Raw genomic sequence first — 16,227 nt, forward strand, 5'->3', positions numbered from 1 at the left:
GGACAAAGCCTGGTCGGCAAAAGCTATAGCCTCTTCGTATCTTTTAAGCTCTTTAAGGGTTGCGCCTTTATTTAATGCAGCCTCAGCATAGTCAGGCTTCAAATTTAACGCATTACCATACCAAACCAAAGCATCCTCATAGCGACCTAAACTAGACGCAGTTTTTCCATAGCTAAGCCAAGCCTCTTGATTATTGGGGGCCAAGGTAACTGCTTTTTTGTGATGGACAAGAGCATCCTTGTCATTTCCAGAATCCGAAAGGGCTTTGGCTAAGTTGTACTGTATTGAAGCATCATTTGGATGAATTCGAGCTGCCCTAGCTAAATAATCTGCAGCCTCCCTGTAATTTGATTGCGAGGCCTTAATGAGGCCGAGAATATGTAGTGCTGGAAGATTTTTTGAGTCTACCTGAAGAACTCTTTTTAGAATCAAATCAGCGCTATCAAAATTTCCACCCTGAAATGCTTGAATGGCCTGTTGAAGCATGAATTGAAATTGGGGGTTCATAGCGGACATTTTATAGGCACAACACTCATTTTGAAAATAGAGTTGCAAATAGGCATGAATTAAAAAATTGTAAATCGTTAGCGGAAAATGAGGTGAAGGAGCTCTGTGGATGGAGCCATTTTTAAAAATGGGTGATTGATGTGCGCCGGGGATAAGTTTCCAAAAAGTCGGAAGGGGGCCTGCCTGATCAAATAATTAACCGTTTTCGGATAGTTTTTCATTACACTAAACAAACTCCTCAATAAAGCGATACCCCCTTACAAGAGCTTGCTATGCCAAATTTCGTTGAGAATCATCTTAATATCGTTCAATATGCGCCACTAATATTTTTTACTTCGATCCTGACATTCTTATTACTAGGCTGGCTCTATGGAAGATATCGAACCCGCACAACGGAACACGTCGTCGTCCGAGATTCATTAGCAACAGCAATTTTTGGGTTATCAGCACTTGTACTCGGCTTTACTTTTTCAAATGCAACCGATCACTACGACAAACGGATGAGCTTAATACGCGACCAGGCGTATACCCTCAAGCAGGTTTATCAATCGAGCAATTATCTGAATCCTACAGATCGTGTTACGGTACAAAATACCCTAAAGCAAATACTTGACTTGAGAATGTCTAAGTATGAAAACATTAAAAAAATGGATGACCTTGACGCCAATAATAATGTCTTAGCTCAGTCTTTAAATACCCTTAATGAAGAAGTCAATAAAGCTATTGGCCGTGCGCCAGTCAGCACTAGGGATTTAGCTGATGCCATCTTGAGACCTCAACTCGCCCATCTATTAGATGTTTTCCAAGAAGGAATACTCAATGGAAAACATCATCCCCCAGCAATTATTGACCGCTTCCTCTTTACCCTGCTCTCAATAGGTGCCTTATTAAGCGGCTACTCTATGGCAATCAAAAAAGAGGAGGACTGGTTTCTGACAGCTCTCTACTTAGGCTTGATGGGATTTGCGCTTTACGTGATTTTTGCCTTGGAATTTCCACATCAACTACAAGATCCACAACTCATGAATGCAGACTTTTTAAAACTTCATAAAGTCTGGCAGTAATTCTTACGAAATTACCTTCTCTGGTAACTATTGGATAAGTTGTCCTGCAGTACATAGGCAACGCCATTGGCTACCAAAGAAAGGTCTTGGTCGAGCACGCGGCTTCGGTAAGTCCAGCCAGCAGGTAATTTCAGCTGCTCACTCAATACTGGGAGATCTTTCATACTGAGCGCGGGATTCACGATTTGTGAATAAGACTGCATTACATAAACATCACCCCCAGGAGAAGTCAGTTCGTATACAGCGCTACCAACTCTATAAATAAAATTAGTAGTACGCGTAATTTCATTTGGGGTGTATTGTTTGCTACCCATCAATTGCTTTAACAAACTCAATTGGATTGTTGCCCGTAAATTCATCTCGATACCGCCAAAAGATTCTTTTACGTCATTGATAGTGTTGCCCGCCGCCTGAATTTCATCCATAGTCCAATAGCGCGGTCCATTGAGGACGGCAAAAGAGGCATCAAAACTCTTTTCAATAGATTCTTTAGTTAAAGTCTTCCACTGTATTTCAGGGCAAAGATTAAGACCTTGCGTATTAAATACCTTTACTTCCAAGTTAAGCCACGCTCGCTTGCCCACCAGAACTTCGCAATAACGCTGATTACGCAGATTGGAGACACTTTTCTGAAATACTGGCTGAGAGTCGAATGACTGGGCGATTGAAGCTCCACAAAGGAAGGTGGAGCTCAGAAAGAGCAAACCCATTGAAATAAGGGGGGTTGCTTGATTGCGACTAGTCATCTTGACGCCCGTTCCAGTGGTAATGTTGGGTACAGCTTACACCCATAAATAAAAAACGCCCGGTCTTTTGAATCAGGCGCTCTTATTTCTACAGCCAGATAACTGAGGAAATTAACAGCTATTACATAATTCTGGCCATATCAGGCATACCATCAGCAGATTCATCTTTTAGGTGTTCGGTGATGCGAAGAAGGTTGTTTAGTAAATTTAAGAACTAGTCGCTTTAGAAAACTGCCTACAGGCGGTTTTTTTATTACGCTAAGATACGTCATAGAAGCGTCGACAGAATGCTTCATCACTTAATAAGTCGAGACAATATGCAATTCAAATCAGCATTTATTAATTTTCTCATCTCAATCTGCGCAATCTTTTGGGCAGGATCAGCCAGCTCACAAAGCAACTATCCTAACCGAACTATTCAAACCATCATGCCACTTCAAGCAGGGAGTGGCGTTGACATCTTGATGCGCCCAGTTGCACAAAAAATGGGTGAAAACCTAGGTCAAGCAATCTTAATAGAAAATATTCCAGGAGGTGCGGGAATAATTGGCGCAGCTAAGGTTGCACAAAGTCCTGCTGATGGCTATGTCTTGGGCGCATTTAATGACAGCATCCTAACGATGTTACCCAATCTATACAAAAAGATTGATTACGATCCGATTCAAAGTTTTGCTCCAATATCTGAAGTAGCTGCGATTACTTTTGTGATGGTTGCCAACCCAACATTTCCCGGGAATACGGCAGCAGACCTAGTGCGCATTGCTAAAGAAAAGCCTGGTAGGATTGACTATGCATCTGGGGGCAATGGATCACCACAGCATATTGGCATGGAAATCTTCCGCCAATATACCGGCGCCCCAATCGTTCATATTCCTTATCGTGGAGCTGCTGCTGCAGTCACTGACGTCATGGCTGGCCAAGTACCAGTGATGATCAGCGCTTTATCGGTTGTACTTCCACATATTCGCGCTGGGAAGCTAAAGGTATTGGGAGTGGCGAGTAAAACACGATCTCCGCTGCTACCCAACGCCCCAACAATTAGTGAGAGTGTGAAGGGTTATGAATTCTCAACCTGGAGCGCTCTACTAGCACCCAAGGGTACTTCACCAGCAATTATTGAAAAACTAAATGAGTCTTTAGCAAATGCGCTAAAGGATCCAAAGCTGCGTGAACAACTCATTCAGCAAGGCTTTGAATTTGTCCCCCTTGGCCCAGATCATTTAAAAGAAATGATTGCGCAAGGACTGGTAAGGATGAAAAAAGTGATTAAGGATGGCGGTATACAGCCTGATTAATTCGAGAAGAGAGCCAAATAAAAAAACGCCTGGTCTTTTGAACCAGGCGCTCCTATTTCTACAGCCAGATAGCTGAGGAAAGTAACGGCTATTACATCATGCCGCCCATTCCACCCATGCCACCCATGCCGCCCATATCAGGCATGCCACCAGCAGATTCATCTTTTGGTGCTTCGGAGATTGCGCAATCGGTTGTCAACAACAAACCAGCAACAGAAGCAGCATTTACCAATGCAGTTTTTGTTACCTTGGTTGGGTCGATAACACCTTGTGCAACGAGGTCGCCGTATTCACCAGTAGCTGCGTTGTAACCGTTATTACCTGTGCTTGCTTGTACTGCATTAACAACCACACCAGCATCTTCACCGGCATTGCTAACGATAGTACGCAATGGCTCTTGCATAGCGCGCAATACGATGCTGATACCAGCGTCTTGATCAGCGTTATCGCCTTTCAAGCCTTTGATACCTTGCATTGCACGAATCAGTGCTACACCACCACCAGGAACAATGCCTTCTTCAACAGCCGCACGAGTTGCGTGCAATGCGTCGTCAACACGAGCCTTCTTCTCTTTCATTTCTACTTCAGTAGCAGCACCAACACGAATCACCGCAACACCGCCAGCCAACTTGGCTACGCGCTCTTGCAATTTCTCTTTGTCGTAGTCGCTAGTAGCTTCTTCGATCTGAACACGAATGTTCTTCACGCGAGCTTCAATCGCTTTAGCATCGCCAGCACCGTCAATGATGATGGTGTTTTCTTTGCCTACTTCGATACGCTTTGCTTGACCTAAGTGCTCAAGAGTTGTTTTCTCGAGTGTGAGGCCAATTTCTTCAGCGATTACTGTGCCGCCAGTCAAAATCGCGATGTCTTCCAACATTGCTTTACGACGGTCACCGAAACCTGGAGCCTTAACAGCACAAGTCTTGATGATGCCGCGGATGTTGTTCACCACTAAAGTTGCCAAGGCTTCGCCTTCGACATCTTCTGCAATGATCAACAATGGGCGACCAGACTTCGCTACTTGCTCGAGTACTGGAAGCAAATCACGGATGTTAGCAATCTTCTTGTCAAACAAGAGAACGTATGGGCTTTCCAATACGGCAACTTGTTTTTCTGGTTGATTGATGAAGTATGGAGAAAGGTAACCGCGGTCAAACTGCATACCTTCAACTACTTCAAGCTCGTCTTCTAATGACTTGCCATCTTCAACAGTGATAACACCTTCTTTACCCACTTTTTCCATTGCTTCTGCAATGCGCTGACCAATACTGTGATCGCTGTTAGCAGAGATAGAGCCAACTTGAGCGATTTCTTTAGTAGTAGTGCAAGGCTTGCTGATCTTTGCGAGCTCTTGGATAGCAGCTGCAACAGCTTTATCAATACCGCGCTTCAAGTCCATCGGGTTATGGCCTGAAACAACATACTTCATACCTTCACGAACGATAGACTGAGCCAATACAGTAGCGGTAGTTGTACCGTCACCAGCGATGTCAGCAGTTTTGGAAGCCACTTCCTTAACCATCTGCGCACCCATGTTCTGGAGCTTGTCTTTGAGTTCGATTTCTTTTGCTACGGATACACCGTCTTTAGTGATCGTTGGTCCACCGAATGAACGCTCGATTACTACGTTGCGACCTTTTGGTCCCAAAGTTGTTTTCACTGCATTAGCAAGAATGTTGACGCCTTCGACCATCTTGGTGCGGGCGCTATCTCCAAATACAACGTCTTTTGCTGCCATGATTAAATTCCTCTCTTAAATACCGAAATTACTTCTGTACAACAGCCATGATGTCGTCTTCACGCATCACGATGAGTTCTTCGCTGTCAACTTTGACTGTTTGACCTGCATATTTACCAAATAAAACGCGATCGCCTACTTTGACGTCAGGTGCGTTTAATTTGCCGCTGTCATCGCGCTTGCCTGGACCTACTGCCAATACTTCACCTTGATCAGGCTTTTCTGCAGCAGCGTCAGGAATGATGATTCCAGAAGCAGTTTTTGATTCTTGATCTAAACGCTTGATGATTACGCGATCATGTAAGGGACGCAAATTCATCTCTTCTCCTATGTTAGTAAGTGTTAACTAATTAAATAAACTATATAAATCAATGCTTTATAATCTCTTCACATGGAATCAAAGAGTAATTTACGAATAAATCGCCTCTTTAGCACTCGCATGTTGGGAGTGCTGATTATATAGGTCTGATTCCCAGGATTTCAAGGGCGGATCACCATAAATTCTTTAAGGATTTAGCCTATTTTTTATAATGGGGACAAGCTGGTAGGTCAATTCCTACAGATAAATCAGCCCAAAGCCCTTACCGCTCCAATCCGTCCTGCCTAGACTGGATAGTCACCGATTGGAGAATGCTGATGAGCCCGAAATCCCGGCTGTACACGCTTGTAAAGGCATGGAAGAACAAACCCTTCCAAGAAGTACGAGACGCCTGTGGCGACCCCTGGCTTGGCCTGAGTAGCCAAGCCCTTGAAGAACACCAATCCTGGTCTAAACGACAAGCGATTAGTCATGAACCCATTTTTAACTGCAAGGGAACCAAACTGACAGGATCTTTATTTAGACCATTACTGACTGCTTCTGACCTGCAATTACTACGCCTTTTTATGGAAGGCTTAGACACGATTGCCTATTGGTATCGCAGCGGTCGCTTTATCCCTGGAATCTTGCCAGTGCCTTCACATGCCATCGCCTCAAGTGGCTATGTAGATGCAATGAGTGAGCTCATTCTGAACTCACGCCTACCTGTAGGCTTGTTCAGCATTGGCATTCAATCCATTCCTGAATCCGATATTGCCGATGCATGCAAAGAAGGGTTACTTCGTTTGCGACGACTGGGTGTCCTGCTTCACTTTTTAAAATTCTCTGGCAGCGCCGAAGAATTGCATTGGATTACTGAGATGCAACTGGAGGGTGTTCATATTGATATGAGTCGGATACGTGAGCACGAGCTGGCAAGCGATGCTCTATCTCAATTAAGAAAGTCGCCCTACTCACCTACGCAAATTTATGCGAGCAATATAAGCCTGGTTAAGGATTTAGAAAATGCCTCAACCCTGATTGCCGACCACTCTTATGGTGGCCTCATGATGTCGCCTGTAAGCCGCCATCAGATGCTTCAAATTAACGATAGCCGTATCGCTAAAGCCATTTTTTCGCTGCACCCTCATCAACACCCAAACCAAAACGGAGACAAGTAATGAGAAAACGCGTGATGTTGGTAGATGACCATCCGGCAATGCTGATGGCTCTTAAAAGTATGTTGCAAGACCAGTTGTTATTTGAGATTGCAGGACAAGCTCAGAATGGCGAAGAGTGCCTGAGATCCATGAAAGAGGTGAATCCCAATATGGTGATCCTGGATCTAGATATGCCTAAGACGGATGGCTTTGATGTAATCCGCCGAATTGGATTGATGTACCCAGATGTGCGGATGCTAGTGCTGTCGAGTATGGATGAAGCAGTCTATGGCGGTAGAGTGCGCTCATTAGGCGGGCATGGCTTTGTAAACAAAACTGCAGGTGCTGACGTCATACTAGCTGCCTGCGTTGCCATATCCCAAGGCTATAACTTTTTCACTCATGGCAAAAATGGCAATAGCTCATTAAGTGATAACGATAAGTTAGCGCTGATTTCTGATCGAGAGCTCCAGGTCATGAAATACCTTGGCAAAGGTAACTCTAATCAACAAATCTCCGAAATGTTGCATATCAGCAATAAGACGGTAGCAACTTATAAGACCAGGGTCTTTGACAAGCTAGGCATTAACAATATTGCAGACTTGATTTTGTTCTGTCGCATGAACAACATTATTGAAAGTTAAATGAGTATGCATCGATCCATCATCAGTATTGCGGTTTTTATCCTATTGAATGGGGTATTAGGCAATACCTATGCGAACTTACCGAACTCAGTAGAGCAACGGTGGATCGATGCCCACCCCGTAGTGCGTTTTAGTATTCATGAGAAATACGCGCCTTATTTAGATGTAAATGAAAAGGGTGAGCCTGGAGTTTTCCATAGCCTTCTAAAAAAGCTCAGCAAATTTACCCAACAGGAGTTTTTGCCGAAGTGGCGAAAGAGTGATCAGGAGGGGCTTCAACAACTGGCCAATGGTGAGGTGGATTTCATCATTGACCCGCCGACCCTAGATGACGAGTATCTGAAGTTTGGTTCCTTATCAGAGGCAATCTTTTGGGGGCATGACGCTATTCTGACTAAACGGTCAAAGAATGATGCGCCTATTGAGCCAATTAATATCGCCTACTTTGACCGCGGCTTTGAAAACCCGCCAATACCCAATCATCCCCAAGCTAGCGTATCCGGTCATGCGGATAAATTAGTATTCGATCTTCTTAAAAACGATATTGAGGCACTCGTCTTGCCGCTTCGTCTTGCGCAACAACTCATTCAGAAATTCAAAGCAGATAAATTACAAGTTGACGGGCTTTACAGCAGAGAGCCATTTGAATATCGTTGGCTCATCTCCAATCAAGATGAAGCGTTGCATGGGGTGCTTGAGCGTTTTCTCAATAACTTAGATCCAATCGCATCGCGAGATCTTTTTAACATCAATGCATCTACTTTTGAATCAGGACGCCCATCCTCACCCAACCATTTACCTTGGCTCTCCACTTTGGCAATTTTACTGATAGGCTCTACCTTGCTTTGGCGCATGCATCAGAAGCAAACACTTCAAAAACAAGAGGCGAGACATCTTATTTTCTCAAAAGAGCAGGCCGAGAATGCAAATGCAGCGAAGTCGGCATTCCTAGCCACCATGAGCCATGAAATCCGCACGCCAATGAACGCCATTTTAGGAGTGCAGGAGTTATTGCTAAGCAGCCATTTGCCTACCAATGAAAAGGTATTGCTCAAAAGCGCGCACTCATCTGCCGAATCTCTATTGGGCATCCTCAATCAAGTCTTGGATCTCTCCAAAATTGAAGCAGGCAAGCTCACACTTAATATTGAGCCCTGCAATCTCAATGCCTTGATTGATGACATTGACTCGGCATTCTCAACAGTGGCGCATAGGCAGAATCTCAAGCTGCAAACCTCCAAAGATCCACGCATTGCAGAAGTCTTATTGTTAGATTCTTTACGTCTACGCCAAATACTGCAGAACCTGATCAGTAATGCTATTAAGTTCACTGATCGCGGTGAAATCTATTTCTCCATTAGCGTGCTGGCAGATGATCATGCGGGACAGCTGATTGAATTCAGAATCATTGATACCGGGGTTGGGATGGGAACAGAAGAAATTGCCATAGCACTTCGTGCCTTTGAGCAAATACCAGGCAATAGCGAACAAGCTAATGGAACTGGCCTTGGTCTAACCATCACCAACCACTTAGTCACCTCCATGAGCAGTCAGCTCTACTTTGAGAGTGCGCCCGGTTTTGGTAGCAATATTCATTTTTGCTTGGCATTTCCACGGACCAGCATCGCCGCTACAAGAGCCTCAGCACGAGAACACATCAACTCATCTAGAAGACTGGTTACTAAGCGCAACCAGAATACCGGGGAACCTTTGCAAGCATTAGTAGTAGAAGATCATCCAGCGAGCCGTCAAATTATTTCGCTACAACTACAAGCATTAGGTATTAAAGCTTCGGTTTGCGATAACGCCACTACCGCGCTAGATCTTATTAGCCAAAATCACTTTGATCTTCTGCTAACAGATCAATCTATTCCAGGCATGCAGGGCTCAGAGCTTGCTAAACATATACGTAATACAGGAAATCAAGACCTTATCATCATTGGCATTACTGCAGATATCTATGCTCTAGACTCACGCCATCAATTCTTGGAGGCTGGCATGAATGGCGTCCTGATCAAACCTTTAAGTCTCATGACTTTAGAGAATGAGCTGTCGCGGTATTTTCAAACCGAAGACTCAACTGAAACTAAGATACCCAAAAACCATCGAGAGGAATATTCATTTGATGCCTTTGGAAACCTCCTCAAAAATAGTCCAGATTACATACTCATCATCCTGGAAGAAATTAAAAAGGTTCATGATGAGACTCTCCTCGCCCTAAGAAATGAAGTCGTAGATGAAGGCGCCTTCAGAAGCATGGTTCATAAAGTTAAAGGGGGAGCGCAGCTTCTCAATGCCAAACACTTTATTCAAGAATGTGAGGTTTTAGAGCAAGTAGAGTCACTAGATCTTCAAATCCACACCTTTATCCATTTACTTGAGGAGCAAAATCAAATTATTAATAGCTATCAATCTCGATATGCAAAGCTTTAATCTTTAATAAGGTAGGTTTATCCTATGGGAGATGCGTTTTTCTCTTCCTCGCCCACACACCTTTATTGCGACCCTCCTTTGGTTAGCTAGTCCTTTGGTCTTCGCCAGTGAAACCCCATCCTTGACAATTCCACAATCAGTAGTAACCAGCCTAGAACGCAATCAAATCCCTCTTGATACGGTAAGCATTTCAGTAGTGGAGATTGAGCCTGGTCGTCCCGGAAAGAATGTATCTAAGAAAGTTTTGGACTGGCGTGGTGGCGATCCGATGAACCCCGCCTCAACGATGAAGTTGTTAACAACCCTAACGGGCTTAGATATTTTGGGCCCGCAATATCGTTGGCGTACCAATGTGTATACCGATGGTGTTATTCGCCAGGGAGCATTGAAGGGTAATTTGTATTTGCAAGGAACTGGCGATCCTAAGCTTGTTCCTGAAGAGCTTGCGAAGATGATGAAAGATCTTCAGGGCCTTGGTATCCAAAAGATTGATGGCAATCTATTCTTTGATCGCAGCGCATATGCACCCAGTGTCATGGAGCACAACACCATTGATGGTGAAGCTCTGCGCGCCTATAACGTACCCCCAGATCCTTTGCTATATGCCTTTAGAACGCTGTCGTTTCAGATCGGCAAATCACGTACAGCTGACTTTATTGATATCAGCTACACACCAGCACTATCGCAACTTAAGGTGTCCAATCAAATGCAATTGGTTGATCGTTCCTGCGATAACTGGAAAAGTAATATTCGCTTTAACCTAGATCCTGAAGGCGTCAGCAATACCGATCAGCCTTTGACTGCACAGTTCTCTGGGGCGTTCCCAAGCTCCTGTAAGGGAGTGAACTTTAACGTTGTTGCGCTTGATGCCAATACCTTTCTAACGCAAGGCTTTGCTGCCGCTTGGGAATTGGCTGGTGGCAGCTGGGCACAAGCTCCTATCGGCAAGGATGGCTCAGTTCCTTTGGCCGCTCGACTTCTTTTGCAATTTGAAGGCAGCAAACTTGCAGATGATGTCTTAGATATCAACAAGTACTCCAATAACGTCATGGCGCGCCAAGTTCTTTTGACTATGGCTTTAGAGAAAATGGGTAAGCCAGCAACAACTGCCAATGGTGAGTTAGTGATTCAGAGTTGGCTCAAACAAAATGGTTTGGACTTTCAGGGGTTGGTGATTGAGAATGGCTCTGGACTATCTCGCAATGAAGCAATCTCTGCAAGTCAGATGAATCAGCTCTTGCTCACTGCTCGCAATTTACCAGTGGGTGATATTTTTTATAACAGCCTACCAATTGCTGGTACCGATGGCACGATGCGCAATCGCTTGATGGTTCAACTACGCAAGTTTTTACATCTGAAGAAAAAACCAGAGGCCAGAATTAAAACCGGTTCTCTTGCGGATGTGCGAGCGATCTCAGGCTATGTAATGAGTAAATCTGGAAAGATGTATGCAGTGACTTCATTCATCAACCACCCCAATGCTTGGAGAGGTCTAGAGGCGCACGATCAGTTGCTATCGTGGCTGCTTGAAGATGGGCCAGAACCAAAGCATGCGCGCTGAAGTCGGTCTCTAACGCCGTCCCACTCCTCGCCTGCTGGCGGTTCAGGGAACAAAATTAAATCCCAACCTTGCTGATCTAGATCGCGCAAGGATCGATATAGTCGACTTGCAAAGGCGCCGCTATCACTTGGGACTTCAACCTCTTCAAAGTGGGCCGAAGGATGTCCATCTTCACTTAAGGGGGATTCTGAATCCCATACCGCTACAGCAACGCGCGATTTAATATCTGGATATTCACTCAAGGCATCCAAGACACGACCTGGAGCATATAAACGCAAAGGGGTAGTTGGGGCGTAATGGGCCTTAAGACTTCCAGATACCCTAGGTAGATCTGTTGTTGCTTCATTGCCCGCTTCAGTTTTTTTTACTTCTCCGGGCTGATAAACCTTCACACCCGTTTTGGCAAAAATTTCACTGGGAGTAATTGCACCGGGCCTGAGTAGTACGGCCTTATCGCCAGATGACAAATCAATGATGGTTGACTCGATGCCAACTTCACAATCACCACCATCTAAGACCATTAAATCCAACATACCCTCAAACTCATTGCGGACGTCAGCAGCACTAGTCGGCGATACCTTGCCAAATCGATTGGCTGAAGGCGCAACAACTCCACCTTTAAATTTACGTAGTAACTCTTGGGCTATCGGATGGGAAGGAGCCCGAATCGCTACCGTATCTTGACCACCGGTCAGTTCATTTAAAACGCTTTTATCTTTCTTGAAGACCAAGGTTAATGGCCCAGGCCAAAAGGCATTAATGAGCTTTAAAGCCTCCTCGGATAAGTCTCTTACCCACGGCGCTAATAGCGCAACCCAATCGACTTGGGTTTGATCAAACTTATCTGGCGCAGCTAAGTGAACAATTAACGGGTGGTTTGATGGGCGCCCCTTAGTGGTGAAGATTTTCTTAATCGCCTCAGGGTTTTTAGCGTCCGCACCCAAGCCATAAACGGTCTCTGTGGGGAATGCAACCAAACCACCGTCACGCAAGCTTTGTACTGCCTCATTAATCACTGCTGACATTTGCAGCGGGGTACTGTCTGCGGACATTTCTAGGGCTCGATCCCTAACTCAGTAGCGACAGCTGCGCAATTTTTACGAGCTTCATTGAGATTCTCGCCCAGGCAGTTAATATGACCCATTTTCCTACCCATACGGGGAGCGGATTTGCCATAGAGATGTAACTTCGCATCAGGGTGGGCAAGTACTTTATTCCAAGCAGGTTCTTTTGGTTGATCCTCACTACCCTCAAACCAAAGATCACCTAATAAGTTCAACATGGATACAGGCGCAAGCTGACGGGTATCGCCCAAAGGCAACCTCGCCATGGCTCTCACCTGCTGCTCAAACTGACTACTCACACAAGCATCCATGGTGTAGTGACCAGAGTTATGCGGACGTGGAGCGATTTCATTAGCGACAATATCACCGCTTTTGAGAACAAAGAACTCAACGCAAAGAACGCCAACGTAATCAATCTTCCGAATCAGCGCCTTGGCGGCATCAATGATTTTCTTTTCCTGAGCAGGCTTAAGTGATGGGGCCGGCACAGTCGAGGTATGCAAAATACCATCGCGATGAATGTTTTGCGCCACTGGATAGGCCACCACAGCATCATCATAGCCACGCACCACCAGTGCGGACACTTCAAAATCAAGTTCCATGCGCTTTTCGAGTACACAAGGTACGCGCCCGAATTCATTCCAGGCGGTAGAGAGTGCTTCAATACTGTAAACAGTCGCCTGACCTTTGCCGTCATAGCCCATGCGAGCAGTTTTTAAGATTCCCGGAAAGAGATCGACTGGAGTATGGGCAATATCAGCCTCATGCTCAATCACAAAGTTAGGCGCTGGACCAATATTGGTTTCTGACTTCCATGTGGCTAAGAAATTTTTCTCAGCAATACGATTTTGAGCTAAAGACACACAGCTACTGCGTGGCGCCACGAATACACCCAAGGATTCCAACTCATCTAAGGCTTGTGCGGGTACATTTTCAAATTCAGTACTCACTGATGAACACAATGCAGCCATCTCTTTTAAAGCGGCACTATCAGTGTATTCAGCTTGAATAAATTTTTCAGCAATAGAACCTGCTGGACTATCAGAGCCCGGATCGAGCACGCAAACCTTGTAGCCCATTGCTTGGGCGGCCTGAGTAAACATACGCCCCAATTGACCGCCGCCTAAAATTCCTAAATACGAACCCGGCAAAATGGGTTCCATGCGATCTGCCATGTAATTAATATCCCGGCAAATTCATTGAGCGTGCAGCATCAGACTGTTTTGCACGGAAATCTTCTAAGCGTTTAGCTAATTCAGCATCATGCAACGCTAAACCTGCAATCACATGCAAGGCAGCATTTGCTGCACCGGCTTCACCAATCGCAAAAGTTGCAACCGGAATACCTTTTGGCATCTGCACAATAGAGAAGAGAGAATCTTCGCCACGCAAATATTTACTGGCAACAGGTACGCCATAAACTGGAACAATAGTTTTTGAAGCAAGCATGCCTGGCAAATGGGCTGCGCCACCTGCGCCAGCAATAATTGCTTGTAAACCGTTGGCTCGGGCTTGTTCTGCATACTGAAACATATCGTCTGGCATACGATGCGCGGAGAGTACTTTAGCTTCATGAGCAATACCAAACTGCTCAAGCATTTGAGCAGCATGCTGCATGGTGTCCCAATCTGAATTGGATCCCATCACTATTCCGACGATTGGCTTCTTGCTCATTTACCTCTCCAAATGCCTTATATCTATTAAGGACTCTATTATCCCTGACTCAAGAAGCCTCAGTAAGACGGGTAAGCGCTTCGCGATACTTTTGGGCAGTCTTTTCAATCACATCTGCTGGTAACTGCGGTGCAGGGGCTGTTTTAGGCCATAACTTGCCGTCCACCACAGCGGTTTCTAGCCAATCACGCACAAACTGCTTGTCATAAGAAGGTGGGTTAGAGCCTACATAGTAGGTCTCTGCCGGCCAAAAACGAGAAGAATCTGCCGTTAGGATCTCATCCATCAGTACCAATTGGTCATTAGCATCCAAGCCATACTCAAACTTGGTATCGGCAATGATGATTCCGCGAGTAGCCGCGTATTCAGAAGCCTCTTTGTACAAGCGAATACTCACTTCACGAATTTGATTGGCCAACTTTTCACCAATGAGTTCGATTACTCTTTCAAACGAGATGTTTTCATCGTGCTGACCAAATTCCGCTTTAGCAGCAGGAGTGAAAATAGGCTCAGGTAATTTTTGTGCGTTCTCTAAACCTTCTGGTAGAGCAATACCGCAAACCTTGCCAGTTTCTTTATAGTCTTTCCAACCACTGCCAGCTAGATAGCCACGAACCACCGCCTCAACCAAAATAGGCTTTAAGCGTTTAGCAACTACCGCACGACCTTTGACTTGGTTAACCTCATCCGCCGCCACTACGGTAGCTGGATCAATGCCAGTTAAATGGTTAGGGATCACTGCGGCTAATTTATCAAACCAAAAATTTGCCATCTGATTAAGAACTACGCCCTTCTCAGGAATTGGCTCACCCATTACTACGTCAAAAGCAGAAAGACGGTCAGTAGTAATCATCAACAACTTGTCATCATCTAATGCGTAAACATCGCGCACTTTGCCTTTAGACAGCAAAGGCAATGACTTAATAGAGGTAGCGTACAAAGCAGGCATATTTAAATCACTTCACAATTTGGGTTAATTTGCCGCTCTTATATAGCTCAGCCATCTTCTCTAAAGAAATTGGCTTAATTTTGGAGGCTTGACCAGCAGACCCAAAGGCCTGGAAGCGCGCAATACAAACCTTCTTAGCAGCTTCACGGGCTGGCTTCAAATAATCGCGTGGATCAAACTTGCTTGGATTCTCAATAAAGTAACGGCGGATTGCGCCAGTCATTGCCAAACGAATATCCGTATCGATATTGATCTTACGAACACCGTTCTTAATGCCTTCTTGAATCTCTTCAACAGGCACGCCGTAAGTTTCTTTCATATCGCCACCGAATTCACGAATCTCAGCAAGCAACTCTTGTGGAACGCTCGAAGAACCATGCATTACCAAATGCGTATTCGGAATACGCGCATGGATTTCTTTAATGCGATCGATTGCCAAAATATCGCCTGTTGGCTTTTTGGTGAACTTGTATGCCCCATGGCTAGTACCAATAGCAATTGCTAAGGCATCGCACTGAGTAGCCTTCACAAAATCAGCGGCCTGTTCAACGTTAGTCAGCAATTGCTCACGTGTCATCTTGCCATCAGCACCATGACCATCTTCTTTGTCGCCTTGCATGGTCTCTAGTGAGCCCAATACACCTAATTCAGCTTCAACCGTAACTCCGATGGAATGGGAGAACTTCACGACTTCTTTAGAAACATCTACGTTGTATTCATAGCTAGCAACGGTTTTGCCATCAGCCTCTAGAGAGCCATCCATCATCACGCTAGTAAAGCCACTTTTGATCGCTGCCATACAAACAGCCGGGCTTTGACCATGGTCTTGATGCATCACTACCGGAATATGCGGATAAGCCTCGACCGCTGCAGAAATCAGGTGACGCAAAAATGCTTCGCCAGCATATTTACGGGCGCCTGCTGAAGCTTGCATGATGACTGGGGAGTCAGCTTCATTTGCCGCTTCCATAATCGCCGTTACTTGCTCTAAGTTGTTCACGTTAAATGCTGGCAGGCCGTAACCGTTTTCAGCAGCATGATCCAAGAGTTGTCTTAAAGATACTAAAGCCATGATGTTCTCTTAATAAATA

At 45.1% G+C, this 16,227-nt stretch carries 15 protein-coding genes; 6 read left to right on the top strand and 9 right to left on the bottom strand.

Going from position 1 to position 16,227, the window contains the following annotated elements; translation table 11 throughout:
• On the bottom strand, positions 1-507 hold a 507-nt coding region (locus ICN39_RS01965), incomplete at its 3' end, for a tetratricopeptide repeat protein (protein WP_216232460.1).
• A gap of 272 nt (positions 508-779) precedes the next feature.
• Between ICN39_RS01965 and ICN39_RS01970 the strand changes: the two genes are divergently transcribed.
• Positions 780-1,571 (top strand): hypothetical protein, encoded by a 792-nt coding sequence (locus tag ICN39_RS01970; RefSeq protein ID WP_072582793.1) that lies wholly within the window; start codon positions 780-782, stop codon positions 1,569-1,571.
• An 11-nt stretch (positions 1,572-1,582) separates the two neighbouring features.
• Here ICN39_RS01970 and ICN39_RS01975 read toward each other — a convergent pair whose 3' ends face one another.
• Complete coding sequence (locus tag ICN39_RS01975) at positions 1,583-2,317, bottom strand: hypothetical protein (RefSeq protein ID WP_216232461.1); 735 nt, start codon at positions 2,315-2,317, stop codon at positions 1,583-1,585.
• 317 nt (positions 2,318-2,634) lie between these two features.
• On the opposite strand from ICN39_RS01975, the gene ICN39_RS01980 reads away from it, so the two are divergent.
• On the top strand, positions 2,635-3,612 hold the full coding sequence (locus ICN39_RS01980; RefSeq protein WP_216232462.1) for a tripartite tricarboxylate transporter substrate binding protein: 978 nt from the start codon (positions 2,635-2,637) through the stop codon (positions 3,610-3,612).
• A 91-nt stretch (positions 3,613-3,703) separates the two neighbouring features.
• Here ICN39_RS01980 and groL read toward each other — a convergent pair whose 3' ends face one another.
• A complete protein-coding gene (groL, locus tag ICN39_RS01985; protein ID WP_072582791.1) occupies positions 3,704-5,353 on the bottom strand; it encodes a chaperonin GroEL in 1,650 nt (549 codons plus the stop codon).
• Between the two features lie 28 nt (positions 5,354-5,381).
• Positions 5,382-5,672 (bottom strand): co-chaperone GroES, encoded by a 291-nt coding sequence (locus ICN39_RS01990; protein ID WP_072582790.1) that lies wholly within the window; start codon positions 5,670-5,672, stop codon positions 5,382-5,384.
• A 317-nt stretch (positions 5,673-5,989) separates the two neighbouring features.
• Here ICN39_RS01990 and ICN39_RS01995 point away from each other — a divergent pair, with 317 nt between their 5' ends.
• Genes ICN39_RS01995 through dacB form a run of 4 tightly spaced genes read left to right on the top strand, consistent with a single transcriptional unit; the run spans position 5,990 to position 11,449 of the window.
• Positions 5,990-6,832 (top strand): diguanylate phosphodiesterase, encoded by an 843-nt coding sequence (locus ICN39_RS01995; protein ID WP_216232463.1) that lies wholly within the window; start codon positions 5,990-5,992, stop codon positions 6,830-6,832.
• Positions 6,832-7,455, top strand: a complete 624-nt coding sequence (locus tag ICN39_RS02000; protein ID WP_215358589.1) for a response regulator transcription factor — start codon at positions 6,832-6,834, stop codon at positions 7,453-7,455. Before ICN39_RS01995 ends, ICN39_RS02000 begins: the two co-directional genes overlap by 1 nt.
• Positions 7,456-9,888 (top strand): response regulator, encoded by a 2,433-nt coding sequence (locus tag ICN39_RS02005; RefSeq protein WP_255532250.1) that lies wholly within the window; start codon positions 7,456-7,458, stop codon positions 9,886-9,888.
• A gap of 31 nt (positions 9,889-9,919) precedes the next feature.
• A complete protein-coding gene (gene dacB / locus ICN39_RS02010) occupies positions 9,920-11,449 on the top strand; it encodes a D-alanyl-D-alanine carboxypeptidase/D-alanyl-D-alanine-endopeptidase (RefSeq protein ID WP_216232464.1) in 1,530 nt (509 codons plus the stop codon).
• Here the strand turns inward: dacB and ICN39_RS02015 are convergent.
• The 5 genes from ICN39_RS02015 to fba are packed head-to-tail and all read right to left on the bottom strand — an operon-like array spanning position 11,395 to position 16,208.
• Entirely contained in the window at positions 11,395-12,501 is a 1,107-nt protein-coding gene (locus tag ICN39_RS02015; RefSeq protein WP_216232465.1) for an L-threonylcarbamoyladenylate synthase, read from the bottom strand. The genes dacB and ICN39_RS02015 overlap by 55 nt on opposite strands.
• A gap of 2 nt (positions 12,502-12,503) precedes the next feature.
• The gene (locus ICN39_RS02020) at positions 12,504-13,688 is read right to left on the bottom strand and encodes a 5-(carboxyamino)imidazole ribonucleotide synthase (protein WP_216232466.1); all 1,185 of its coding nucleotides are present in this window, start codon (positions 13,686-13,688) and stop codon (positions 12,504-12,506) included.
• Between the two features lie 4 nt (positions 13,689-13,692).
• A complete protein-coding gene (purE, locus tag ICN39_RS02025) occupies positions 13,693-14,187 on the bottom strand; it encodes a 5-(carboxyamino)imidazole ribonucleotide mutase (RefSeq protein WP_216232467.1) in 495 nt (164 codons plus the stop codon).
• 49 nt (positions 14,188-14,236) lie between these two features.
• Positions 14,237-15,136, bottom strand: coding sequence for a phosphoribosylaminoimidazolesuccinocarboxamide synthase (locus tag ICN39_RS02030; protein ID WP_216232468.1), 900 nt, complete (start codon positions 15,134-15,136; stop codon positions 14,237-14,239).
• A gap of 7 nt (positions 15,137-15,143) precedes the next feature.
• Entirely contained in the window at positions 15,144-16,208 is a 1,065-nt protein-coding gene (fba, locus tag ICN39_RS02035; protein WP_216232469.1) for a class II fructose-bisphosphate aldolase, read from the bottom strand.
• Positions 16,209-16,227: the final 19 nt, after the last annotated feature.

This window comes from Polynucleobacter sp. AP-Reno-20A-A9 (genome assembly GCF_018882085.1).
Lineage (GTDB): Bacteria > Pseudomonadota > Gammaproteobacteria > Burkholderiales > Burkholderiaceae > Polynucleobacter.

Bases quoted from the DNA above. Each gene is read 5' to 3' on its own strand.
- ICN39_RS01970 (WP_072582793.1), top strand. From the start codon at position 780: ATGCCAAATTTCGTTGAGAATCATCTTAATATCGTTCAATATGCGCCA.
- ICN39_RS01975 (WP_216232461.1), bottom strand. From the start codon at position 2,317: ATGACTAGTCGCAATCAAGCAACCCCCCTTATTTCAATGGGTTTGCTC.
- ICN39_RS01980 (WP_216232462.1), top strand. From the start codon at position 2,635: ATGCAATTCAAATCAGCATTTATTAATTTTCTCATCTCAATCTGCGCA.
- groL (WP_072582791.1), bottom strand. From the start codon at position 5,353: ATGGCAGCAAAAGACGTTGTATTTGGAGATAGCGCCCGCACCAAGATG.
- ICN39_RS01990 (WP_072582790.1), bottom strand. From the start codon at position 5,672: ATGAATTTGCGTCCCTTACATGATCGCGTAATCATCAAGCGTTTAGAT.
- ICN39_RS01995 (WP_216232463.1), top strand. From the start codon at position 5,990: ATGAGCCCGAAATCCCGGCTGTACACGCTTGTAAAGGCATGGAAGAAC.
- ICN39_RS02000 (WP_215358589.1), top strand. From the start codon at position 6,832: ATGAGAAAACGCGTGATGTTGGTAGATGACCATCCGGCAATGCTGATG.
- ICN39_RS02005 (WP_255532250.1), top strand. From the start codon at position 7,456: ATGAGTATGCATCGATCCATCATCAGTATTGCGGTTTTTATCCTATTG.
- dacB (WP_216232464.1), top strand. From the start codon at position 9,920: ATGCGTTTTTCTCTTCCTCGCCCACACACCTTTATTGCGACCCTCCTT.
- ICN39_RS02015 (WP_216232465.1), bottom strand. From the start codon at position 12,501: ATGTCCGCAGACAGTACCCCGCTGCAAATGTCAGCAGTGATTAATGAG.
- ICN39_RS02020 (WP_216232466.1), bottom strand. From the start codon at position 13,688: ATGGCAGATCGCATGGAACCCATTTTGCCGGGTTCGTATTTAGGAATT.
- purE (WP_216232467.1), bottom strand. From the start codon at position 14,187: ATGAGCAAGAAGCCAATCGTCGGAATAGTGATGGGATCCAATTCAGAT.
- ICN39_RS02030 (WP_216232468.1), bottom strand. From the start codon at position 15,136: ATGCCTGCTTTGTACGCTACCTCTATTAAGTCATTGCCTTTGCTGTCT.
- fba (WP_216232469.1), bottom strand. From the start codon at position 16,208: ATGGCTTTAGTATCTTTAAGACAACTCTTGGATCATGCTGCTGAAAAC.